22 protein-coding genes are annotated in these 21,060 nt (G+C 69.7%); 8 read left to right on the top strand and 14 right to left on the bottom strand.

Annotated elements, in window-relative coordinates:
- Nucleotides 1-26: 26 nt before the first annotated feature.
- Both rpsF and F3J18_RS14385 read right to left on the bottom strand, forming a co-directional pair.
- Nucleotides 27-401, bottom strand: a complete 375-nt coding sequence (gene rpsF / locus F3J18_RS14390; RefSeq protein ID WP_013698302.1) for a 30S ribosomal protein S6 — start codon at nt 399-401, stop codon at nt 27-29.
- Nucleotides 402-650: 249 nt separating this feature from the next.
- Entirely contained in the window at nt 651-1,562 is a 912-nt protein-coding gene (locus tag F3J18_RS14385; RefSeq protein ID WP_025097615.1) for a LysR family transcriptional regulator, read from the bottom strand.
- Nucleotides 1,563-1,728: 166 nt separating this feature from the next.
- On the opposite strand from F3J18_RS14385, the gene gcl reads away from it, so the two are divergent.
- The 3 genes from gcl (at nt 1,729) to F3J18_RS14370 (ending at nt 5,312) form a co-directional block, all read left to right on the top strand.
- A complete protein-coding gene (gene gcl, locus F3J18_RS14380; RefSeq protein ID WP_025097614.1) occupies nt 1,729-3,504 on the top strand; it encodes a glyoxylate carboligase in 1,776 nt (591 codons plus the stop codon).
- A gap of 87 nt (nt 3,505-3,591) precedes the next feature.
- Complete coding sequence (gene hyi / locus F3J18_RS14375; protein ID WP_025097613.1) at nt 3,592-4,389, top strand: hydroxypyruvate isomerase; 798 nt, start codon at nt 3,592-3,594, stop codon at nt 4,387-4,389.
- 35 nt (nt 4,390-4,424) lie between these two features.
- On the top strand, nt 4,425-5,312 hold the full coding sequence (locus F3J18_RS14370) for a 2-hydroxy-3-oxopropionate reductase (RefSeq protein ID WP_013698306.1): 888 nt from the start codon (nt 4,425-4,427) through the stop codon (nt 5,310-5,312).
- 341 nt (nt 5,313-5,653) lie between these two features.
- On the opposite strand, the gene F3J18_RS14365 is transcribed toward F3J18_RS14370, so the two are convergent.
- A complete protein-coding gene (locus F3J18_RS14365; RefSeq protein ID WP_166913169.1) occupies nt 5,654-6,685 on the bottom strand; it encodes an asparaginase in 1,032 nt (343 codons plus the stop codon).
- 214 nt (nt 6,686-6,899) lie between these two features.
- On the opposite strand from F3J18_RS14365, the gene F3J18_RS14360 reads away from it, so the two are divergent.
- The 3 genes from F3J18_RS14360 to F3J18_RS14350 all read left to right on the top strand — a co-directional run bounded on the left by F3J18_RS14360 (nt 6,900) and on the right by F3J18_RS14350 (nt 8,754).
- Entirely contained in the window at nt 6,900-7,190 is a 291-nt protein-coding gene (locus F3J18_RS14360; protein ID WP_166913168.1) for a PsiF family protein, read from the top strand.
- Nucleotides 7,191-7,427: 237 nt separating this feature from the next.
- Nucleotides 7,428-7,886 (top strand): hypothetical protein, encoded by a 459-nt coding sequence (locus F3J18_RS14355; RefSeq protein ID WP_166913167.1) that lies wholly within the window; start codon nt 7,428-7,430, stop codon nt 7,884-7,886.
- 280 nt (nt 7,887-8,166) lie between these two features.
- On the top strand, nt 8,167-8,754 hold the full coding sequence (locus F3J18_RS14350; protein ID WP_047836534.1) for a YSC84-related protein: 588 nt from the start codon (nt 8,167-8,169) through the stop codon (nt 8,752-8,754).
- 108 nt (nt 8,755-8,862) lie between these two features.
- Here the strand turns inward: F3J18_RS14350 and F3J18_RS14345 are convergent, their stop codons facing one another.
- The 9 genes from F3J18_RS14345 to mltG all read right to left on the bottom strand — a co-directional run bounded on the left by F3J18_RS14345 (nt 8,863) and on the right by mltG (nt 17,418).
- Complete coding sequence (locus F3J18_RS14345; protein WP_025100277.1) at nt 8,863-9,927, bottom strand: glycosyltransferase family 4 protein; 1,065 nt, start codon at nt 9,925-9,927, stop codon at nt 8,863-8,865.
- 201 nt (nt 9,928-10,128) lie between these two features.
- Nucleotides 10,129-11,298: an AAA family ATPase gene (locus F3J18_RS14340; RefSeq protein ID WP_166913175.1), complete on the bottom strand. Its 1,170-nt coding sequence runs from the start codon at nt 11,296-11,298 to the stop codon at nt 10,129-10,131.
- Nucleotides 11,299-11,374: 76 nt separating this feature from the next.
- Nucleotides 11,375-12,565 carry a mechanosensitive ion channel domain-containing protein gene (locus F3J18_RS14335; RefSeq protein ID WP_166913166.1) on the bottom strand — a complete coding sequence of 397 codons (1,191 nt, stop codon included), beginning with the start codon at nt 12,563-12,565 and terminating at the stop codon, nt 11,375-11,377.
- 135 nt (nt 12,566-12,700) lie between these two features.
- Complete coding sequence (locus F3J18_RS14330) at nt 12,701-13,057, bottom strand: Rap1a/Tai family immunity protein (protein WP_013698314.1); 357 nt, start codon at nt 13,055-13,057, stop codon at nt 12,701-12,703.
- A 78-nt stretch (nt 13,058-13,135) separates the two neighbouring features.
- The gene (locus tag F3J18_RS14325) at nt 13,136-13,867 is read right to left on the bottom strand and encodes an ankyrin repeat domain-containing protein (protein ID WP_013698315.1); all 732 of its coding nucleotides are present in this window, start codon (nt 13,865-13,867) and stop codon (nt 13,136-13,138) included.
- 43 nt (nt 13,868-13,910) lie between these two features.
- Nucleotides 13,911-14,690, bottom strand: coding sequence for a TatD family hydrolase (locus tag F3J18_RS14320; RefSeq protein WP_017920195.1), 780 nt, complete (start codon nt 14,688-14,690; stop codon nt 13,911-13,913).
- Between the two features lie 39 nt (nt 14,691-14,729).
- Complete coding sequence (locus tag F3J18_RS14315) at nt 14,730-15,758, bottom strand: DNA polymerase III subunit delta' (protein ID WP_166913165.1); 1,029 nt, start codon at nt 15,756-15,758, stop codon at nt 14,730-14,732.
- A 23-nt stretch (nt 15,759-15,781) separates the two neighbouring features.
- Entirely contained in the window at nt 15,782-16,402 is a 621-nt protein-coding gene (tmk, locus tag F3J18_RS14310) for a dTMP kinase (RefSeq protein WP_013698318.1), read from the bottom strand.
- Nucleotides 16,402-17,418 carry an endolytic transglycosylase MltG gene (mltG, locus tag F3J18_RS14305; protein WP_025100282.1) on the bottom strand — a complete coding sequence of 339 codons (1,017 nt, stop codon included), beginning with the start codon at nt 17,416-17,418 and terminating at the stop codon, nt 16,402-16,404. Before mltG ends, tmk begins: the two co-directional genes overlap by 1 nt.
- Nucleotides 17,419-17,496: 78 nt before the next feature.
- On the opposite strand from mltG, the gene F3J18_RS14300 reads away from it, so the two are divergent.
- Nucleotides 17,497-18,537, top strand: coding sequence for a folate-binding protein YgfZ (locus tag F3J18_RS14300; RefSeq protein WP_166913164.1), 1,041 nt, complete (start codon nt 17,497-17,499; stop codon nt 18,535-18,537).
- A gap of 88 nt (nt 18,538-18,625) precedes the next feature.
- Entirely contained in the window at nt 18,626-19,471 is an 846-nt protein-coding gene (locus F3J18_RS14295; RefSeq protein WP_166913163.1) for an NRDE family protein, read from the top strand.
- 67 nt (nt 19,472-19,538) lie between these two features.
- On the opposite strand, the gene F3J18_RS14290 is transcribed toward F3J18_RS14295, so the two are convergent.
- Both F3J18_RS14290 and F3J18_RS14285 read right to left on the bottom strand, forming a co-directional pair.
- Nucleotides 19,539-19,991 (bottom strand): GNAT family N-acetyltransferase, encoded by a 453-nt coding sequence (locus tag F3J18_RS14290; protein ID WP_166913162.1) that lies wholly within the window; start codon nt 19,989-19,991, stop codon nt 19,539-19,541.
- Nucleotides 19,992-20,027: 36 nt separating this feature from the next.
- Nucleotides 20,028-20,987, bottom strand: a complete 960-nt coding sequence (locus F3J18_RS14285) for an alpha/beta hydrolase (RefSeq protein ID WP_166913161.1) — start codon at nt 20,985-20,987, stop codon at nt 20,028-20,030.
- Nucleotides 20,988-21,060: the final 73 nt, after the last annotated feature.

Below are 21,060 nucleotides of genomic sequence, written 5' to 3'. Positions count from 1 at the left end.
TCCTTGGTGGCTTGACCTTGTGAGTCTTAAGCCTGCGCTTCGGTCGGCTGGGCAGCAGCCGCCTTCTTGGCTTCTTCGCGCTGAACTTCCTTCATCATCGGCGACGGGCCGGTTTCGGCCTTCTTCATCTTGACGATGAGGTGACGCAGCACCGCGTCGTTGAACTTGAACGCGTGTTCGAGTTCGTCGAGCGTAGCCTGGTCGCACTCGATGTTCAGGCAGACGTAGTGAGCCTTGGCGAGTTTCTCGATCATGTAGGCCAGTTGACGACGGCCCCAGTCCTCGACGCGGTGGATCTGGCCGCCGCGCGTGGTGATCGTGGACTTGTAACGCTCGATCATGGCGGGCACTTGCTCGCTCTGATCGGGGTGCACGATAAAGACGATTTCGTAATGACGCATACACACTCCTTGTGGATTGAAGCCACCCGGGCGTCGGAACCGGTGTGGCAAGTGAGAAGCCGAGGATCATAACCCGAATGAGGGGCGCACGCAATGGTTTCCCTGCTTTCGTGGCGCGAATCGGCCGTGTTTTCAACGACTTGAGGCTCCTGTCTCCCTCCTGACCCGCTTCTGGCCCGCTTCTGGTCCGCTATCGGGCCGCCGCAGGCGCGCCGCGCGGGCCCGCCGATCCGGCCCCGAACCGCCGCCTCAGGGCGTGCCGCCCCAGTAGCCGGGCCGCGCATAGACCTCGCGCAGGTAGTCGATGAAGTAGCGCACGCGGGCCGGGACGTAGCGCTGCTGCGGGTAGACCGCGAGGATGTCGTAGTCCGGCAGCGCGAATTCGTCGAGCACCGTCTCCAGCTCGCCAGTCTCGAGCTGGCGCGCGATCTCCCAGGTCGAGCGCCAGCCCAGCCCGCGCCCTTCCGAGGCCCAGCGGTGCAGCAGCTCGCCGTCGTTGCAGTCGAGATTGCCGGCCACGCGGATCGTCGCCAGCTTGCCGTTGCGCCGGAAATACCAGCCGCGGTTCTGGCCCCCTTGCAGGTTGAAGGCCAGGCAGTTGTGGCGCAGCAGGTCGTCGAGCGACTTCGGGCGGCCATGGCGGCGAAAATACTCGGGCGTGCCGCACACCACGCGGCGATTGGTGGCCAGCTTGACCGCCACGAAGTTCGGGTCGACCGCGCCGCCGATCCGGATCGACAGGTCGTAACCCTCGCGCACCAGGTCGACCACGCGGTCGGTCAGGTTGAAGGACAGTTGCAGGTCCGGCTTGTCGGCGATGAACTCCGGCGCGAGCGGCGCGACGTGCTTGCGGCCGAAGGCGGCCGGCGCCGACACGATCAGGTGCCCGTTGACGGCGCGGCGCCCGGCCGCCAGCTCGTTCTCGGCCTGGTCCCAGTCGCCCAGCAGGCCGCGGCAGCGCTCCAGGAAGGCCGCGCCCTCCTCGCTGACCACCAGCCGCCGCGTCGAGCGGTACATCAGCTTGACGCCCAGGCGCTTTTCCAGCGCGTCGATGCGCCGGCCCAGCACCACCGGCGAGACGCCCTCCTCCAGCGCCGCCGCGGCCAGGCTGCCGGCATCGGCCACCTTCACGAAGGTTTCGATCTGCTTGAAGCGGTCCATGCGCCTGCCTGCCTCCTTGTGCCTCGAAGCGCCGCCGCGCCTGGACGCAGCCGCAATTCGATACTTTTAGTTTCGAAATAAGCGACGAGAGCCGATCTTATCAAAGCTTTCACGTAACCATAAAGTGTCTCCGACTACCTGATCCGCCATTCCCAAGGAGACATGCATGGCCAAGATGAGAGCCGTCGACGCCGCCGTCCTGGTGCTCGAGAAGGAAGGCATCCAGACCGCCTTCGGCGTTCCCGGTGCCGCCATCAACCCGTTCTACTCGGCGCTGCGCCGCTCGGGCGCGATCGGCCATGTGCTGGCGCGCCACGTGGAAGGCGCCTCGCACATGGCCGAGGGCTACACGCGCGCCGCGCCCGGCAATATCGGCGTGTGCATCGGCACCTCGGGGCCGGCCGGCACCGACATGATCACCGGCCTCTACTCGGCCTGGGCCGATTCGATCCCGATCCTCGCGATCACCGGCCAGGCGCCGCGCGCGCGGCTCTACAAGGAAGACTTCCAGGCGGTCGACATCGAATCGATCGCCAAGCCGGTCACCAAGTGGGCGGTCACGGTGCGCGAGCCGGCCCTGGTGCCGCGCGTGTTCCAGCAGGCCTTCCACCTGATGCGCTCGGGCCGCCCGGGCCCGGTGCTGGTCGACCTGCCGATCGACGTGCAACTGGCCGAGATCGAGTTCGACATCGACACCTACGAGCCGCTGCCGGTCTACAAGCCCAAGGCCAGCCGCAAGCAGGCCGAGGCCGCGATCGCGATGCTGGCGGCGGCCGAGCGGCCGCTGATCGTGTCCGGCGGCGGGGTGCTGAACGCGGTGGCGGAGGACCTGCTGGTCGAGTTCGCCGAGACGGTCGGCGTGCCGGTGATCCCGACCCTGATGTCCTGGGGCGCGATTCCCGACGACCATCCGCTGATGGCCGGCATGGTCGGCCTGCAAACCTCGCATCGCTACGGCAACGCCACCCTGCTCGCCTCGGACTTCGTGCTCGGCATCGGCAACCGCTGGGCCAACCGTCATACCGGCAGCGTCGAGGTCTACACCAAGGGCCGCAAGTTCGTGCACGTCGATATCGAGCCGACCCAGATCGGCCGCGTGTTCGGCCCCGATCTCGGCATCGTCTCGGATGCGAAGGCCGCGCTCGAGCTGTTCATCGAGGTGGCCCGCGAATGGAAGGCGGCCGGCAAGCTGCCGGCGCGCGACGCCTGGGTGGCCGAGTGCCAGGAACGCAAGCGCACGCTGCAGCGCAAGACCCACTTCGACGAGGTGCCGGTCAAGCCGCAGCGCGTCTACGAGGAGATGAACAAGGCCTTCGGCCGCGACACCTGCTACGTCAGCACCATCGGCCTGTCGCAGATCGCCGGCGCGCAGTTCCTGCATGTGTACCAGGCACGCAACTGGATCAACTGCGGCCAGGCCGGGCCGCTGGGCTGGACCATCCCCGCCGCGCTGGGCGTGCGCGCGGCCGACCCGTCGCGCCCGATCGTGGCGCTCTCGGGCGACTACGACTTCCAGTTCCTGATCGAGGAGCTGGCGGTGGGCGCGCAGTTCAAGCTGCCCTACGTGCACGTGGTGGTCAACAACGCCTACCTCGGGCTGATCCGCCAGGCGCAGCGCGCCTTCGACATGGACTACTGCGTGCAGCTCGCCTTCGAGAACGTCAACGCGCCCGAGCTCGGCAGCTACGGCGTCGACCACGTCGCGGTGGCCGAGGGCCTCGGCTGCAAGGCGCTGCGCGTGTCGAAGCCCGAGCAGATCGCGCCGGCCTTCGAGCAGGCCAAGCAGTTGCTCGCCGAGTTCGGCGTGCCGGTGGTGGTCGAGGTGATCCTGGAGCGCGTCACCAATATCGCGATGGGCGCCGAGATCGACGCGATCAACGAGTTCGAGCCGCTGGCCGAACGCGCCGAACATGCGCCGACCGCGATCACGCTGCTCGACTGAGCGTGCCCCGGGGCGCGCGGCGGGCTGATCCAGCCCGCGCCGCGCACCCGCTTCCCCAACCCAGCTGACCGACCGGATTCCATCGCCATGCCGAAATTCGCCGCCAACCTGACCATGCTGTTTACCGAGCTGCCCTTCCCCGACCGCTTCCAGGCGGCCGCCGAGGCCGGCTTCGACGCCGTCGAGTTCCTGTTCCCCTATCCCTACGACAAGGCCGAGCTGGCCGAGCGGCTCGCCGCCAACCGGCTCAAGCTGGTGCTGCACAACCTGCCGGCCGGCAACTGGGAACAGGGCGAGCGCGGCATCGCCTGCCTGCCTGATCGCCGCGCCGAATTCGAGGACGGCGTGGGCCGCGCGATCGACTACGCGAAGGCCTTGCAGGTGCCGCAGCTGAACTGCCTGGTGGGCATCCCCTCGGCCAGCGCGCCGCGCGACACCACCCTGGTGACGATCGTCGAGAACCTGCGTTTCGCCGCACGCGCGTTGCAGCAGGAAGGCATCCGCCTGCTGGTGGAGCCCTGCAACCATTTCGACATCCCGGGGTTCGCGCTGAACCGCTCGTCGGAGGCGCTCGACGTGATCCGCGCGGTGGGCTCCGACAACCTGTTCCTGCAGTACGACATCTATCACATGCAGCGCATGGAGGGCGAGCTCGCGGCCACGCTGCGCGCGAACCTGCCGTCGATCGCGCACGTCCAGCTCGCCGACAACCCGGGCCGCCACGAGCCCGGCACCGGCGAGATCCGCTACGACTACCTGTTCGCGCTGCTCGACGAACTCGGCTACGACGGCTACGTCGGCTGCGAGTACAAGCCGCTCAAGGGCACGCGCGAAGGCCTCGGCTGGCTGCGCGAGGCCAAGCAGCGCAGCGCCGAATACGCCTGAGCCCCACCCACCCCTCATTCAGGAGACATCCACACATGGCAACGATCGGTTTCATCGGCCTCGGCATCATGGGCTCGCACATGGCCCGCAACCTGCTGAAGGCCGGCCACTCGCTGGTGGTCAACGGCGCCTTCCCGATCCCCGACGACCTGCGCGAGCGCACCCGCGTGGTGGCCAATTCGAGCGCGGTGGCCGACAGCGCCGAGATCATCATCTCGATGGTTCCGGACACGCCCGACGTGCGCAACGTGCTGTTCGCCGAGGACGGCGTGGCCAAGGGGCTGACGGCCGGCAAACTGGTGATCGACATGAGCTCGATCTCGCCGCTCGACACGCAGGAATTCGCCCGGCAGATCAACGCGCTCGGCTGCGACTACCTCGATGCGCCCGTCTCGGGCGGCGAGGTGGGCGCGCGCGACGCGACGCTGACCATCATGGTCGGCGGCCCGGAGCAAGCCTTCGAGCGCGCCCGGCCGCTGTTCGAGGCGATGGGCAGGAATGTCTCGCTGGTCGGCGACAACGGCGCGGGCCAGACCACCAAGGTCGCCAACCAGATCATCGTCGCGCTGAACCTGGAGGCGGTGGCCGAGGCGCTGCTGTTCGCGGCGCGCTCGGGCGCCGATCCGGAACGCGTGCGCCGCGCCCTGATGGGCGGCTTCGCGGCCTCGCGGATCCTGGAGCTGCACGGCGAACGGATGACCAAGCGCACCTTCGACCCCGGCTTTCGCATCGAACTGCACCAGAAGGACCTGAACCTCGCGCTCGACGGCGCGCGCCGCCTCGGCCTGGCGCTGCCGCACACGGCCAGCGCCCAGCAGTTGTTCAGCGTGTGCGCCGCGCATGGCGGCAAGGCCTGGGATCACTCGGCGATCGTGCGCGCGCTCGAGATCATGTCGAACCTCGAGATCGCCGAGGCGAAATAAGCCGAAGAGAAGCGCCGGGGACAATCCCGAGGCAGGCGCGAGACACGGGCGGCCACGCCGCCCGAACCGTGGGGCGCCCGCCGGATCCAGCGATCCGGCGGGCGGTTTGAAGGCCGCTCTGGGCTGAGAGCGGCTGGTGGGGTCCGCAGCGGCACCCGGCGACGCCGGGGAAGCCTTGGTCGGTCAGACGTCGTCGTCGGGTGTCCGCCTGTCGGATCCGCATCCTCAAGCAGTCCGTAGCAAGCGGGCGGCACGCGCCGCCCCTGCCTGATCTCCCTACGCATCATGAAAAAACGGGCCGAGCGGCCCGTTTGCTTTTCGCGACGAAGCCGCGCCCGGTCTCAATACGTATCGAAGGCCGCCTGCAGGCGCGCCGCGTCGTCGATGCCGGCCGCCAGCGCCAGCATCAGCAGCACGCGCGCCTTGAACGGGTTCAGCGAGCCGGCGCTGACGAAGCCGAGCGCCTCGTCGTTGGCCGCGCCGTTGCGCATCACGTGGCCCGAGCCGACGCGCGAGGCGCGCACCACCGCCACACCACGATGTGCCGCCTCCAGCAGCGCGGCCTGCAGCGTGGCATGGATCGAACCGTTGCCGGTGCCGGCCACCACGATGCCCTTCACGCCGGCGGCCACCAGCGCGTCGACGCCGATGCGCGAAGCCCCCGCGTAGCTGCTGACGATCTCCACCGCCGGCCAGGCGCCGATGCTGAAGCGCGGCGCGCTGGCCGCATCGCGCACGATGCCGCGCGCGAACTCCACGCGGCCGTCCTGCACCCAGCCGAGCACGCCTATCTCGGGCGACTGGAACGCGTCGACGGCATAGGTGCTGGTCTTCACCACGTCGCGCGCGGCGTGGATCTTGTTGTTGAACGCGACCAGCACGCCGCGGCCGCGCGCAGCCGCGCTGGCCGCGACCGTCACCGCATTCAGCAGGTTCAGCGGGCCGTCCGGCGAGAGCGCGGTGGCCGGGCGCATCGCCGCCGTGATCACCACCGGCTTGGGGGTCGCCACGCACAGATGCAGCAGCGCGGCGGTTTCCTCCAGCGTGTCGGTGCCGTGCGTGATCACGATGCCGTCGATGCGCGGATCGGCGGCCAGCGCCTCGATGCGCTGCACCAGGGTGGCCCACAGCGCCGGCTCGAGATCCTTGCTGTCGATGCTGGCCACCTGCTCGCCCTCGATCTGCGCGACGCGCGCCAGCGCCGGCACGGCGTCGAGCAGCGAGGCGAGGCCCAGGGCGCCCGCCTGGTAGCCGGCGGTGTTGGTGGCATCGGGCGCGGCGCCGGCGATGGTGCCGCCGGTGGCCAGGACCGCGATGCGAGGCAGCGTGGCCGGCGCGGCCGGGGAGGTGGGGAGCGAAGTCGTATGTGTCATGGCCGCGATTGTAATCGCACTGAATCGCCGCCGGCCACGCTCGGGCGCGCCGACTTCGGCAGGCGGCCCGCGTCAACGCCCCGGCCGCCCCGCGCGTTAGTGCGGAGGTAGTTCTGGTGTTTTCGAGACGATTTGCCATAATGGCCCGGCGATCGTCGCAGCCGCGCGTCGCAAGGTGTCAACGACAGGGCCAATTACCCAACGGGAGTGTCCAATGAAAATCCGATCGCTGATGGCCGTGCTGCTGCTCGGCGGCATGCTGGCTTCACCCGCCTTCGCCGCGAACAGCCAGCAGGACAAGATGAAGGCCTGCAACGCGCAGGCAGCCGGCAAGTCCGGCGACGAGCGCAAGGCCTTCATGAAGGACTGCCTGTCCGCCAAGCCGGCCGGCAAGATGTCGCAACAGGACAAGATGAAGGCCTGCAACACGCAGGCGACGGGCAAGAAGGGCGACGATCGCAAGGCCTTCATGAAGAGCTGCCTGTCGAACCAGCCGGCGGCCTGACGCTCCACCGCCCGCACCACGATGCCGCGCCCTGCTGCTCGCAGGCGCGGCATTTTTCTTTGGGGCACGCCGTCGCGCGTCCGCCAAGCCGACCTGCCCGGCCGGCACCGTCGCCGGCTCGATTTTCTCCTATGATGGATGAGCGCCAAGCGGCCCCGCCGTGCCGGCTTCCCCCCGGCCCCCGCGTCGCCCATCCCGCCACGCCCGCGCATCGAACGGGCAAGCCTGGAGACAAGCATGGCAAGCACGAGCAGACGTCGTCGCTGGATCCGTCGCTGGTTGATCGTGGTGGTGTTCTGGGCCGTGCCGGTCGCGATCGTCGCGGTGCGCGAGATCCAGGACGAATCGGCCTACAACCGCGCCGAACTCGAACGCGCGCTCGACACCTGGCAGCTCGGCGATGCGCAGCAGGCCGCCGGCCTCGCCACGCGTTGCCGCGGCACGCCCGATGACGCCCGCGCGGCCGGCTGCCCGGCCGAGGTGCTGGCCGCCAATGCCGCGCGCCGGCAGGACGCGCAGGCCGACTACGCGATGCGACGCCATACGCTGGCCATCTACCTGCTGCATGCGCTGATCGGCTACTGGGTGGCACCGGCCGCGCTGCTGTTCGCCTGCGGCGCGCTGGTCGGCCTGTTGCGGCGCGCGCTGGGCCGCGCCCCGGCGCCGCCCGTCGATCCCCCCGCGGCCGCGCATTAAGCACGCCCCATGTTGCGGCGCATTCAAACGCCGGCCGCCGAAATCCTCGCGCCGCCCGCCGTGAAGGCCCGTGGCAGGCCCTTCCCGAGCCTCTTTACAAGCAATCGGAATTCACTGATTCAATTCGGAAAATGGCAATTTAAAGAATTTCAACGATTTGACGCTTTTTTACTTAAATGCCGAAAAAAGTCGCAGATCGCTGTGATATAACTCCCGACGCATTGCCCAGTTTTGGCGGGACGACCCTCAAGACCACACCTGATGGAGAAGGAGAAAAACGATGCAAAAACGCAATCTCGTGTTGAAAGCCGCCGCCGCGCTGATCGTCGGCAGCCTCGCGCTCACCGGCTGCACCACCACGCCGGACAAGCCCGACAGCGCGTCGACCAACGCATCGAAGCGCCAGGCGATCGACGCCAGCGTGAACGCCACGCTCTCGCGCCTCTATTCGACCGTGCCGGGCTCGCGTGAGCTGGCCGCCAAGTCGCGCGGCATCCTGGTGTTCCCGAGCGTGCTGCAGGCCGGCTTCATCGTCGGCGCGCAGACCGGCAACGGCGCGCTGCGCGTGGGCGGCAGCACGGTCGGCTACTTCAACACCTCCTCGCTGTCGGTCGGCCTGCAGGCCGGCGCGCAATCGAAGGCCGTGGTGTTCCTGTTCATGACGCAGGACGCGCTCGACAAGTTCCGCGCCACCAACGGCTGGTCGGCCGGCGCCGACGCCTCGGTCGCGCTGGTGAAGATGGGCGCGAACGGCGCGATCGATTCGAACACGGCCACCGCGCCGGTCGAGGTGATCGTGCTGACCAACGCCGGCCTGATGGGCGACGTGTCGATCAACGGCACCAAGGTCACCAAGCTGGACCTGTAAGACAGGCAGCAAGGCCGCGCGGCCTCTGCCAGGGCCGCGCAACCGCGGACATGAAAAAGGCGCCTCGCGAGAGGCGCCTTTTTGCCATGCGGCGGCCGGATCGAATCCTCAGGTGGCCGAATCGATGACCTTGAAGCGCGAGCGCTTCTGCGCGCGGATCAGCGCCTGGTAGACATCGACATACTGCTGGGCCATGCGCCGCGAGGTGAAGCGCTCCTCGAAGCGCTGCCGCACGCGCGTGCGCGAGAGCGTCGAGAGGCGGTTCACGGCCGCCACCGCGCCGATCTCGTCCTCCACGATGAAGCCCGTCAACCCCTCCTCGATCACCTCGGGCACCGCGCCGCGATTGAAGCCGATCACCGGCGTGCCGCAGGCCATCGCCTCGATCATCACCAGGCCGAAGGGCTCGGGCCAGTCGATCGGGAACAGCAGCGCATGCGCGCCGGACAGGAATTCGGCCTTCTGCTCGTCGGCGATCTCGCCGATGAATTCCACATGCGGCAGCGCGAACAGCGGCTTGATGCGGCGCTCGAAATACTCCTCGTCGGCCGCGTCGATCTTGGCGGCGATGCGGATCGGCAAGCCGCAGCGCTCGGCAATCCGGATCGCGCGATCGACACGCTTTTCCGGCGAGATCCGGCCCAGGAAGGCGAGGTAGCGCTGCTCCACCGGCTGCGGCGTGTAGAGCGTGTCGGGCAGGCCGTGCAGCACCGTGGTCAGCCAGTTGGCGCGCGGCAGCGGTTGGCGCTGCGAATTCGAGATCGAGACCACCGGCGCGGTATTGAACAGGTCGAACACCGGCTGCTGCTCGAGCAGGTCCAGGCGCCCGTGCAGCGTGGTGAGGAACGGCGTGGGCTGGCGCTGGAATACCGAGAACGAGTAGTAGTCCATGTGGAAATGCAGCACGTCGAACTCGGCGGCGCGGCGCGCCACGCGCTCCATCAGCAGCATGTGCGGCGCCACGCGATCGCGGATCGACACGTCCAGGCGCATCGCGCGCGGCCATACCGCGTCGAGCTTGGCCTTGGTGTGCGAGTCCCCGCTCGCGAACAGCGTCACGTCGTGCCCCAGGTCGACCAGCGCCTCGGTGATGTAGGACACGACACGCTCGGTGCCGCCGTAGAGCTTCGGCGGCACCGATTCCGTCAGAGGCGCGATCTGAGCAATCTTCATCGTTATGTTCTCCAGGAACGCCCATGGGCCGCGGCACAAAGCCGCGCTACCGCTAATCCGACATTATTCGCGATCCGCCCCGGGGGTGGCAGGGAGATTGCATTTTCTGGACCTTGTTACAGCGCGGATACATTCGATTTCGGCAAGACTTACCGCGTCGCAACATGGCTTGCCTCCCCGCCTCGCCCAGGCCGTTTCCGCTCAGCGCGCGGGCCATTTCCAGGCCGGCCGGTCGAGCTGCTCGTCGTCGACGCGCGTCTCGCCGAGCCGCTTGTCGAGCACCAGCGACAGGCTGCCGGCCTCGCGCTCCAGGGTGGAAACCAGGCGCGCCGCATGCGAGACCACGATCACCTGCGAGCGCCCCGCCGCGCGGGCAATCAGGCGCCCCAGCGCCGGCAGCAGGTCCGGATGCAGGCTGGTTTCCGGTTCGTTGAGCACCAGCAGGGCCGGCGGGCGCGGTGTCAGCAGCGCGGCGGCCAGCAGCAGGTAGCGCAGCGTGCCGTCCGAGAGCTCCGCCACGCCGAGCGCGCGCAGCAGCCCCGGCTGCTGCATCGTCACCTCGAAGCGGCCGCGCCCGCCGGTCTCGACGGCCAGGCGCGCGCCCGGGAAGGCGTCGTCGATGGTCGAGTCGAGCGCCTCGGCGTCGCCGATCTCGCGGATCGTCTGCAGCGCGGCGGCCAGGTCGGCGCCGTCGTCGGCCAGCACCGGCGTGTGCGTGCCGACCTGCGCCTGGCGAGCCGGCGCGCCGGCATCGGTGCGGAAATGGTCGTAGAAGCGCCAGGAGCGGATCCGATCGCGCATCGCGATCATCTCGGGCGCGCCGGAAGGATCGACGAATTCGGTCAGCATGCTGTCGAACGAGGCGACCGGCTGCGGCACGCTGCGCCAGTCGCCGGCCGCGTCGCGGGTGCGGATCTGCGCGCCGTGCCGCTCGACCAGCAGCGTCGAGGGCCGCAGCATGGCGCCGCTCCACAGGCATTCGCGCTTGATCACCGGATCGAGGCCGAAGGCCGAATGGGAAACGATCGGCAGGCCCAGGTCGATGGCGTAGCCGAAATCCTCGCAGGCGAAGCCGAGCTTGAGCGAGACGGGATCCTTGCGCGCCAGCGGCTGGACCGGCACCTCGCCCGCCAGCATCGCGCGCGAGAAGCGCTCGGGGCCCGCCCACAGGGTCGAGGCCAGGCCGCCCTCGCGCGCCAGCGAGGGAATCGCGCGCCCCTGGGCGGTATCGGCCAGCAGGCGCAGCGCGCGGTAGACGCTGGACTTGCCGCTGCCGTTCGGTCCCGTCACCACGTTGAGCCCGGCCAGCGGCACGATGAAGTCGCGCAGCGAGCGGTAGTTGGCGACCGCCAGCGCGGTCAGCGGCGGCATCGAGGGGCCGGCGCCCGGCTTCGGATCGGTCATGCGGGGCTCGCTCGGCGAAGGAGGAAGGACCCGGCGGCGGCGCTCAGCGCACCACCTCGGGCGCGGGCGCCTCGGCGGCGGTCGGATCGGCCGCCGTGTTGGCGGCCGTGCTGGCCGCCGGCTCGTGCGGCATCCACGAAGGCAGCACCGGCTCGCGCCCCTGGTCCGGCGTGGCCAGCTCCATCCGGCCGCGCGGCAGGCTGTCCGGGTAATTGGCCTGCAGGAAGGCGATCAGCCCCTCGCGCACGCGGCAGCGCAGGTCCCAGGCCAGCGAGGAATCGGGCGCGCTGACCAGCGCGCGCAACTGGATCGAGCGCTCGGTGGCGTCGGTCACCTGCAGCACCTGCACCCGGCCGTCCCATTCGGGCGCGGCGCTGACGATGCGCGACAGCTCGTTGCGCAGCGGCTCCAGCGGCGTGCGGTAGTCGACGAACAGGAACACCGTGCCGATGATCTCGGCGCTGTTGCGGGTCCAGTTCTGGAACGGATTCTCGATGAACCATTGCAGCGGCACCACCAGCCGGCGCTGGTCCCACAGCCGCACGGAAACATAGGTGCCAGTGATTTCCTCGATCCGGCCCCACTCGCCCTGGATCACCACCACGTCGTCGAGCCGGATCGGCTGCGAGATGCCGATCTGCAGGCCGGCGATCAGGTTGCCGAGCACCGGCCGCGCGGCGATACCGGCCACCAGCCCGGCCACGCCGGCCGAGGCCAGCAGGCTCGCGCCGATCTGCCGGACATTGGGGAAGGCCATCAGCGCGGCGCCGGTGCCGATGATCACCACCACCACCATCGCCGAGCGCGCCAGCACGCGCGCCTGGGTGTGGATGCGGCGCGCCTCCAGGTTGTTGGGCCGGTCGACCGGGTTGGCCTGCACGATCGCCTCGCCGACCGCCGCCGCCAGGCGCATCAGCAACCAGGTCAGCGCGATGATCAGGCCGACCGCCGCGAGCGTGCGCAGGCCGCCGGCGTGGCTCAGTTCGTCGGCCACCTGCAGGGACAGGAATTCGAGCGCCAGGAAGGCCAGCACCGCGAGCGCGGGCCGGTCGATATAGCGCACGATCACGCTCATGAAGGGATAGGGGCGCGCCAGCGGGATCAGGATCCGCGCGCCGAGCCAGTGGATGCCGGTCACGACGGCCAGCAGGAGCGCGGCAACGAACAGCGTGCCGGGCCAGGAGTGGAGCGGCGCATCGGCGATGGCCGCGAGTTGATCGATGGTCATCGTCATCGCGCGGGAGTCGTCGTCTGGGGCGGGGGCGGCGGGATCCGCGGATCCCGCTTCCGCCGGGGTTGCTTGGAACAGGACAAAGGGCCGGGAGCTGCCCTCGCCTTCAGTTCAGCTCGGGCGCGGCGGCCTCGAGCCTCAATTGCCGTTGCGGCAGGGAAACGCCTTGCCGAGCCCGAGCGAGACGGCCGTGCTGGCGTTGTAGTCGACGATCTTCGGGTTCTCGGCGACGTACTTGCGCACCGCGTCCGTCATCTGCTGCGCCTTGATGTCGGGCGGCAGGCAGAAGTACTGGCCGACGCGCGGCCCGGTGGTGCCGCCGATCGCGTCGATCGTGTTGTACACGCCGTCGGCGGCGCCCTCGATATACGCGCCGCACGAGGCGCGCGACTTCACGTCGGTCTTCGCACAGAGCTTGTCGAGATCACCGGCCGTGAAAGCGTGCGCCGACAGCGGCGCGACGAACGCGGCGGCAAAACACAGAGCCCGCAACATTGGATCTTCCTTATGTCAGGTCGGCGGCCTCAGGCCGGTACGACGAAAGCGGCGCGGCGAAGGCCGCGCCCAAAACCGCTATTTTGCACTGTTTTGGCCACCCGCCCCACTGGCGGGGCGGCCGTCGCCGATCCGCACGGTGCGCGTGGACAGGATCTTGACCGCGTCGGGCGCCTGGTAATGCTTGGCGAACTCCAGCGCGGTGACGCCGACCTGGTTCTTGATGGCCGGATCGGCGCCCTGGTCGAGCAGCAGGGTGACGGTGGTGTCGTGGTTGCCGCGCGCGGCCATCATCAGCGGCGTGGTGCCGTTGGGCGAGCCCGCGTCGATGTAGGCGGACTTGTCGAGCAGGTAGCTGACCACGTCGTCGTGGCCGTTGGTGGCCGCGTAGTGCAGCGCCGTCCAGCCCTTCTTGCTGACCTCGGCGCCCTTGTCGACCAGGAACTTCACCAGCGGCAGGTCGCCGTTGAGCGAGGCCATCATCAGCGCGTTCTCGCCGGCCGGATCGGTCTTCTCCAGGTCGACGTTGGGTGCCGAGGCCAGCGCCTCGGCCACCTTGTCCGACTTCTCGCGCGCGGCGATCACGATCAGCGGATTGCCGCGCTCGTCGGTCAGGTTCGGGTCGAGCCCGTTCTTGAGCTGCTTGCCGATGTCGGCGATGTCGTCGAACTTGACGGCCTTGACGATCGCGTCGCGCGATTCGGCATGCGCGAGCGTGGCGGCGAAGCCGGTGCCGCAGGCGGCGGCGAGGACGAGCGCGCGCAGCGCGGCGCCCGGGCGGATCATGGACAGACCGTTGATCGGTTTCATATTGTTAGGCTCCTACCCTGGGTTGCTCCGGCCGACGATCGCATCAGGCGGCGATCTTGAACAGCCGGAAAAAGTTCTGCGTGGTCGCGGCGGCCAGCGCCTCATCGCTGATGCCGCGCTGTGCCGCGATAAAGCGTCCGACATAACTGACGTACGCAGGTTCATTCGGCTTGCCGCGATACGGCACCGGCGCCAGGTACGGCGAGTCCGTCTCGATCAGCAGGCGCTCGATCGGCACGCGCCGCGCCACATCCTGCACTTCCTCGGCCTTCTTGAAGGTGACGATCCCCGACAGCGAGATATGGAAGTCCTGCGCCAGCGCCGCCTCGGCCACGTGCCAGGGCTCGGTGAAGCAGTGCATCACGCCGCCCGGCACCGAGGCGCGCTCCTCGGCCATGATCCGCAGCGTGTCCTCCGAGGAGGCGCGCGTGTGGATGATCAGCGGCTTGGCGGTGGCGTGCGCGGCGCGGATATGCGTGCGAAAGCGCTCGCGCTGCCATTCCATGTCGGCGATCGTGCGCTCGCCGAGCCGGTAGTAGTCGAGGCCGGTCTCGCCGATCGCGACCACCTTCGGGTGCGCCGCCAGTTCGACGAGTTCGGCGAGCGTCGGTTCCCGCACCTCCTCGTGATCGGGATGCACGCCCACCGAGGCGTAGATGTGCTCGTGCCGCTCGGCGATCGCGAGCACCTGCGGCAGGGTCTCCAGGTCGACCGAGACGCACAGCGCATGCGTGACCTGGTGCTCGCGCATCTTGTCGAGCACCTCGGGCAGGCGCTCGGCGAGCCCTTCGAAATTGATGTGGCAATGCGAATCGACGAACATCGGTGCTTCCTGTCTGGGCTCAGGCCTGGGCGGCCGGGCTCATGCGTAGAGCTCGCGATAGCCGAGGAACAGCTCCTCGAACACGAGCCGCGCATTGAGCGGGTGGTTCTCGACCGCGCGCTGGCGCGTCACGGTCTTCATGAAACGCGCGAAGGCGTTGGCGTCGAGCGCGGCCGCGCAGCGCTCGAGCGCCGCGCGCTGCGCGGGGAAATAACGCGGCTGGCCGGCCGCGCGCTGCGCCAGCAGGTCGTAGAGCCAGCGCTGCAACCAGCCCAGCACCACCGGCACCGGCAGCTTCTGCAGCGACTCGCCGCAGGCAAACGGATCGCAGCCCGCGCCGGCCGCCAACTGCGCCAGGGTCCAGTCGCGCAGCGGCCGATTCTCGTCGGCGGCCAGCGCCAGCGCGGCCAGCGGCGCGCCGCCCGCCTCGGCCAGCAAGGCCGCCGCGTCGGATACCTGTTGCGTCGCCAGCCAGGCTTGCGCGTGCGCCGCCGGGGGCAGCGTCATCGGCCATTGCCGGCAGCGGCTGATGATGGTCGGCAGCAGGCGGTCGAGCCGCGCCGACACCAGCAGGAACAGCACGCCCGAGGGCGGCTCCTCGAGCGTCTTGAGCAGCGCGTTGGCGGCCGCCACGTTGAGCGCCTCGGCCGGGTACAGCACCACCACGCGCGCGCCGCCGCGATGCGAGCCGACGCCGACGAAGTCGAGCAGGCCGCGCACCTGCTCGATCTTGATTTCCTTGCTCGGCGTGCGGGTCTTCTTGCCGCCCTCGTCCGCGTCAGCCTTGGGCTCGTCGGCGGCCGCGCCCGGCGCCTCGCCGGCCAGCGCCTCGGGCAGCACGATCCGGTAGTCGGGATGGTTGCCTTGCTCGAACCAGGTGCAGGCCGCGCACTTGCCGCAAGGCTCGCCCTTGGGCAGCGGCGCTTCGCACAGGAAGCCCTGCGCCAGGTGCTGGGCGAAGCGCAGCTTGCCGATGCCGGCCTGGCCGTGCAGCAGCAGCGCATGCGGCCAGGCCGCGCGCAGCGCCTGCAGGCGGTCCCAGTCCTCGGTTTGCCATGGATAGATCATCGGGTCGGCCCTTTGCGGGTGGATCAGAGCGAAGCCAGCACGCCTTCGAGCTGGCGCTGGATCTGGGCGATCGACTGGCTGGCGTCGACGATCAGGAAACGATACGGCGCCTCTTCGGCGCGGCGCAGGTACTCGGCGCGCGTGCGCAGGAAGAAGGCATCGCTTTCCGCCTCGAACTTGTCGGGCGCGCGCGCCGCGCCGCGCCGCTCGCTGGCCACCTCGGGCGGCACGTCGAACAGGATCGTCAGGTCGGGCTGGAAGCCGCCCTGCACCCAGCGCTCCAGCGTTTCCAGCTTGTCGCGCGGCAGGCCGCGCCCGCCGCCCTGGTAGGCGAAGGTCGCGTCGGTGAAGCGGTCCGAGACCACCCAGTCGCCGCGCGCGAGCGCCGGCTCGATCACGCGCGCCAGGTGCTCGCGACGGCTCGCGAACATCAGCAGGGCCTCAGTTTCCAGGTCCATCGCCTGCTCCAGCAGCACCGCGCGCAGCGACTCGCCCAGCGTGGTGCCGCCCGGCTCGCGGGTCTGCACCACCTGGCGGCCGCTGGCGGCGACCTGCGCGCGCAACTGCTCGCAGAACCAGGCGAGGTGCGTGGTCTTGCCCGCACCGTCGATCCCTTCGAACGTGATGAATTTACCGCGCGCCATCATTGACCTCGTAGGTATTTGTCCACGGCCTTGTTGTGATCGCCGAGCGTATCCGAGAAGACGCTCGTGCCGTCGCCCTTGGCGACGAAATAGAGCGCCGGGGTGGCGGCCGGGTTCACGGCGGCCTGCAGCGACGCCGCGCCCGGCAGGGCGATCGGCGTCGGCGGCAGGCCGCGGCGCGTGTAGGTATTGTAAGGAGTGTCCATCTGCAGGTCCCGCTTGCGCAGGTGCCCGTCGTAAGCGTCGCCGAGGCCGTAGATCACGGTCGGATCGGTCTGCAGCGGCATGCCGATCCGCAACCGGTTCGCGAACACCGCCGCCACGTAGGCGCGGTCGGCCGCGTGGCCGGTTTCCTTCTCGACGATCGAGGCGATCGTCAGCATTTCGTAAACCGAGCGATACGGCAGCCCGGGAGCGCGCATGCGCCATGCTTCGTCCAGCCGCGTCTGCATCAGCTGGTAGGCGCGCCGGTAGAGGTTGATATCGTTGGTGCCCTTGTCGAACAGGTAGGTATCGGGGAAGAACAGGCCCTCGCCGCTGCCCCGCTCGATCTGAGCGGGTGTCGCGCCGATCGCGCGCAGCAGCTCAGCATCGCTCATGCCCGCCGTGCCGTGCACGAGGGCCGGATTGCCGTCGAGCTCGGCGCGCATACGCTTGAAGGTCCAGCCCTCGATGATGGTCGCGACGTATTCGTTGACGTCGCCGCGCGCCAGCTTCTGCAGCACCTCGTACGACGTCAGTCCGGTCTTGAACTCGTAATTGCCCGACTTGAGCCGGCTGTCCAGCCCGAGCACGCGCGTCATCAGCACGAACAACTGCGGCTGCAGGGGCACGCCGCCGCGCACGAGCTGCTGCGCGACGCCCTTGACGCTGCTGTGCGGCTTGATCGTGACATCGACGGTCGGTGACGGTAAGGCAAGCGGCTGGTTCGCCCAGTAATAACCGCCGCCCGCCAGCGCAGCGGCCAGGACGACGGCCGCCGCCGCGAGCGCGGCGCATTTCGAGAGTAGGGACATGCGGAACGGGACTCGGTGAAGGTCCATATAATACTTGCTTGTCTTCGCCAAAGTCAGGATTGACTGTTCCCCGTTTCCATGAGCACACCGATCGTCAACGGGGCGCCGACCGCGGCTGCCCCCGCCCTGCCCGTCCTGCCGCGTCCGGCGGCCGCCGAATTCGAGGCGGCGCTCACGCGCGGCGTCTACGCGCCGCTGCCGCAGTTCGGCATCATCGATGTCGCCGGCGACGACGCCGCGACCTTCCTCCATAGCCAGTTGACCAACGACATCGAGCATCTCGACGCGGCCGGCGTGAAGCTGGCCGGCTACTGCACCGCCAAGGGCCGCCTGCTGGCCTCGTTCCTGGCCTGGCGCAGCGAGTCCGGCGTGCGCCTGCTGGTCTCGAAGGACATCCAGCCCGCCGTGCAGAAGCGCCTGTCGATGTTCGTGCTGCGCGCCAAGGCCAAGCTGAGCGACGCGGCCGGGCTGGTCGCCGTCGGCATCGCCGGCGAGGCTCGCGAGGCCTTGTCGGGCCTGTTCGAGGCGCTGCCCGACGGCGTCCATACCAAGCTCGACGGCCCGGCCGGCACGCTGATCCGGCTGCCCGACGCCGACGGCCGCGCGCGCTACCTGTGGATCGCCAGCCGCGAGCAGCTCGAGGCCGGCGCCGCGGTGCTCGACGGCAAGCTCGCGCGCGTCTCGCCGGCCGTGTGGGACTGGCTCGAGATCCGCGCCGCCGAGCCGCGCATCACCCAGCCGGTGGTCGAGCAGTTCGTGCCGCAGATGCTCAACTACGACGTGATCGGCGCCGTCAATTTCCGCAAGGGCTGCTACCCGGGCCAGGAAATCGTCGCGCGCAGCCAGTATCGCGGCACCATCAAGCGCCGTGCCGCGCTGGTGCACGTCGAGGGCGAGACCGACACGGTGCATGCCGGCGTCGAGCTGTTCCACAGCGAGGATCCGGGCCAGCCCTGCGGGATGATCGTCAACGCGGCGGCCGCGCCGGCAGGCGGCGTCGACGCGCTGGCCGAGATCAAGCTGGCCGCGCAGGAATCCGGCACGGTCCACCTCGGGGCCGCCGACGGCCCGGCGCTCGCCTTCCTGCCGCTGCCCTACGGCATCCCCACCGAAGTCTGAGCGCGCGTGCTATCGTGGCGCGCGGACCAACGCGAGCCACGGCGCGTGCCCGGTCCGCGCACCCCGATCCCAGTGAGGGAATCACCCGATGTGCCTGATCGTATTCGATTGGCAGCCCGAGGCCGAGGACGGCCCGGTGCTGACGCTCACCGCGAACCGTGACGAATTCTTCCGCCGCACGAGCGCGCCGCTGGCCTGGTGGGAGGATGTGCCCGGCGTGCTGGCCGGGCGCGACCTGGAAGGCGGCGGCACCTGGCTCGGCGTGTCGCGCGACGGCCGCTTCGCCGCGCTGACCAACTACCGCGCCCCCTTCGACATCCGCGCCGGCGCCCCGACGCGCGGCAAGCTGGTATCGGACTTCCTCGGCGGGCGCAACCTCGCGCCGCTCGACTACCTCGAGCAGATCGCCGGCACCGCCGCGCTCTACAACGGCTTCAACCTGCTGGTCGGCGACTGCCGGCGCCGCGAGCTAGCCTGGTACTGCAACCGGCCGGCCGAGCCCGATACCGCGCTCGACGCGCCGCTGCGGCTGGCCGCCGGCGTGCACGGGCTGTCCAACGCGCGGCTCGACACACCCTGGCCCAAGCTGGTCAACAAGCGCAGCGAGCTCGGCACCCTGCTGACCTACGAGGCCGCGCCCTCGCTCGACGCGCTGATCGAGATCATGCGCGACACGCGCACCGCCGCCGACGAGGCACTGCCGCATACCGGCATTCCGCTGGAGCGCGAGCGCGCGCTGTCGGCCGCCTTCATCGAGACGCCCGAATACGGCACGCGCGGCACCACGGCGCTGCGCGTGACGGTCAAGGAGCGTTCGCGGCTGACGGTCGAGATCAAGGAGCGCTGCGACGACGACGGCTCGCACCGGATCGTGCGGCCCGGCGCCTTCGAGCGCGCGATGAGCTTCGACGTGGAGCTGGGCGGCACGCGTTGAGGCCGGCGAGCGTCGCCTCGGCGCGCGGCCTCCCACCAGGAATCTCGCGGATCGACGCGCCTACCCGCTAGGGCGCGCGCGCCATCTCGATGTGGATCACGCCGGCCGTGTCGAAAGGCTCGCCGACGATGTCGAAGCCGCGCTGCCGATAGAACGGCACCGCCGCCGGCTGCGCGTAGAGCCTCACGCGTGCCTCGCCGCGCGCGCCGGCTTCCGCCACCAGCGCGCCCAGCACGCGCGTGCCGATGCCGCGGCCGCGCGCTTCCGGCAGCACCGACAGGCGGCCGATGGTGGCGCCGGCCAGCAGGCGCGCGGTGCCTACCGCGTGGCGCCCGCCTGCCTCGTCACCGGCTTCGCCTCGCACCAGGTAGGCCACCGCGTGATGCGCCAGCGGGTCCTCCTCGTCGAGCTCCAGCTCCGGCGCGATGCGCTGCTCGCGCACGAACACCGCGTCGCGGATGCGCGCCGCATCGGCGCCGAGCCGCGTCCAGTCGCCCGTTTCCACCTCGATCCGCTCCATCGCTGCGCCTCGTCGACCTGATCGGCGCGGCGGCGCTCAGTCCTGCTCGAACGCCCCGCGCAATGCCCGCACCGCGTCCGCATGCGCCTGCCGGACCGCCGGAACGTACCCGCCCATCTTGAAGAATTCGTGAATCATGCCCGCGTAGCGGACCAGCTCGACACGATTGCCGGCCGCGCGCAGCTTGTCCGCGTAGGCGATGCCCTCGTCCGAGAGCGGATCGTATTCGGCCACCGCGATCCAGGCCGGCGCGAGGCCCGCGAAGGACGGCGCGCCGCGCATGCCGTCGAGCGGCGCGAAGCGCCAATCCTCGCGATCGGCCGGGTTCGGCACGTACTGCGAGAAGAACCACTGGATGGTTTCGGCCGTCAGCAGATAGCCGCGAGCGAGCCGCGCGTGCGAGGCCGTCTGCTGGTGCGCCGTGAGCCCGGGGTAGATCAGCAGTTGCAGCCGCGGCGCGATCCCTCGATCGCGCGCCAGCACCGCCACCGCGGCGGCCAGCGTGCCGCCCGCGCTGTCGCCGCCCACCGCCAGGCGCGCCGCGTCGACGCCGAATTCGCTGGCATGCGCGTGCAGCCAGGCATAGGCGTCCTCGGCATCGTCGTGCGCGCTCGGGAAGCGCGCCTCGGGCGCGAGCCGGTAGTCGACCGACAGCACCGCGCAATGCGCGTCGCGCGCGAACATCCGGCACAGCGCGTCATGCGTGTCGAGGCTGCCGACCGTGAAACCGCCGCCGTGGTAATAGACCAGCGCCGGCAGCGGCTCGCCCAGGCTCGGCATCTCGGGCAGGTAGAGCCGCGCGCCGATCGTGGCGCCGTCGCGGGTCGGCACGCGCAGATCCTCCACCGAGGCCATCGGCGCGGGCGCGAGATCGAGGATCGGCGCGCTGCGCTCGTAGGCGGCGCGCGCGGCCTGCGGCGTCTGGGAGGCGTAGGCGGGACGTCGGGCGCGCTCGATCATGTCGAGCACCTGGGCGATTCCGGGATCGAGCGGCATCGGGGCGGCGGTGGATAGGCGGAGGATGGACGATAGCGGCACATGATGCCACGCGCCGGCCAGGCGGCGGTCA

This window comes from Burkholderia sp. Ax-1720, assembly GCF_011753035.1.
Taxonomy (GTDB): domain Bacteria; phylum Pseudomonadota; class Gammaproteobacteria; order Burkholderiales; family Burkholderiaceae; genus Burkholderia; species Burkholderia gladioli.
This window is presented reverse-complemented; position numbering and strand designations above follow the sequence as displayed.

What these genes read in the sequence shown, in the direction of transcription:
- F3J18_RS14355 (WP_166913167.1), top strand. Translation starts at nt 7,428, where the DNA reads ATGGCAAGCACGAGCAGACGTCGTCGCTGGATCCGTCGCTGGTTGATC.
- F3J18_RS14340 (WP_166913175.1), bottom strand. Translation starts at nt 11,298, where the DNA reads ATGCCGCCGCTGACCGCGCTGGCGGTCGCCAACTACCGCTCGCTGCGC.
- F3J18_RS14320 (WP_017920195.1), bottom strand. Translation starts at nt 14,690, where the DNA reads ATGTTCGTCGATTCGCATTGCCACATCAATTTCGAAGGGCTCGCCGAG.
- rpsF (WP_013698302.1), bottom strand. Translation starts at nt 401, where the DNA reads ATGCGTCATTACGAAATCGTCTTTATCGTGCACCCCGATCAGAGCGAG.
- F3J18_RS14330 (WP_013698314.1), bottom strand. Translation starts at nt 13,057, where the DNA reads ATGTTGCGGGCTCTGTGTTTTGCCGCCGCGTTCGTCGCGCCGCTGTCG.
- hyi (WP_025097613.1), top strand. Translation starts at nt 3,592, where the DNA reads ATGCCGAAATTCGCCGCCAACCTGACCATGCTGTTTACCGAGCTGCCC.
- gcl (WP_025097614.1), top strand. Translation starts at nt 1,729, where the DNA reads ATGGCCAAGATGAGAGCCGTCGACGCCGCCGTCCTGGTGCTCGAGAAG.
- F3J18_RS14300 (WP_166913164.1), top strand. Translation starts at nt 17,497, where the DNA reads ATGAGCACACCGATCGTCAACGGGGCGCCGACCGCGGCTGCCCCCGCC.
- F3J18_RS14325 (WP_013698315.1), bottom strand. Translation starts at nt 13,867, where the DNA reads ATGAAACCGATCAACGGTCTGTCCATGATCCGCCCGGGCGCCGCGCTG.
- F3J18_RS14295 (WP_166913163.1), top strand. Translation starts at nt 18,626, where the DNA reads ATGTGCCTGATCGTATTCGATTGGCAGCCCGAGGCCGAGGACGGCCCG.
- F3J18_RS14290 (WP_166913162.1), bottom strand. Translation starts at nt 19,991, where the DNA reads ATGGAGCGGATCGAGGTGGAAACGGGCGACTGGACGCGGCTCGGCGCC.
- F3J18_RS14385 (WP_025097615.1), bottom strand. Translation starts at nt 1,562, where the DNA reads ATGGACCGCTTCAAGCAGATCGAAACCTTCGTGAAGGTGGCCGATGCC.
- F3J18_RS14285 (WP_166913161.1), bottom strand. Translation starts at nt 20,987, where the DNA reads ATGCCGCTCGATCCCGGAATCGCCCAGGTGCTCGACATGATCGAGCGC.
- mltG (WP_025100282.1), bottom strand. Translation starts at nt 17,418, where the DNA reads ATGTCCCTACTCTCGAAATGCGCCGCGCTCGCGGCGGCGGCCGTCGTC.
- F3J18_RS14370 (WP_013698306.1), top strand. Translation starts at nt 4,425, where the DNA reads ATGGCAACGATCGGTTTCATCGGCCTCGGCATCATGGGCTCGCACATG.
- F3J18_RS14350 (WP_047836534.1), top strand. Translation starts at nt 8,167, where the DNA reads ATGCAAAAACGCAATCTCGTGTTGAAAGCCGCCGCCGCGCTGATCGTC.
- F3J18_RS14365 (WP_166913169.1), bottom strand. Translation starts at nt 6,685, where the DNA reads ATGACACATACGACTTCGCTCCCCACCTCCCCGGCCGCGCCGGCCACG.
- F3J18_RS14345 (WP_025100277.1), bottom strand. Translation starts at nt 9,927, where the DNA reads ATGAAGATTGCTCAGATCGCGCCTCTGACGGAATCGGTGCCGCCGAAG.
- tmk (WP_013698318.1), bottom strand. Translation starts at nt 16,402, where the DNA reads ATGGCGCGCGGTAAATTCATCACGTTCGAAGGGATCGACGGTGCGGGC.
- F3J18_RS14335 (WP_166913166.1), bottom strand. Translation starts at nt 12,565, where the DNA reads ATGACGATGACCATCGATCAACTCGCGGCCATCGCCGATGCGCCGCTC.
- F3J18_RS14315 (WP_166913165.1), bottom strand. Translation starts at nt 15,758, where the DNA reads ATGATCTATCCATGGCAAACCGAGGACTGGGACCGCCTGCAGGCGCTG.
- F3J18_RS14360 (WP_166913168.1), top strand. Translation starts at nt 6,900, where the DNA reads ATGAAAATCCGATCGCTGATGGCCGTGCTGCTGCTCGGCGGCATGCTG.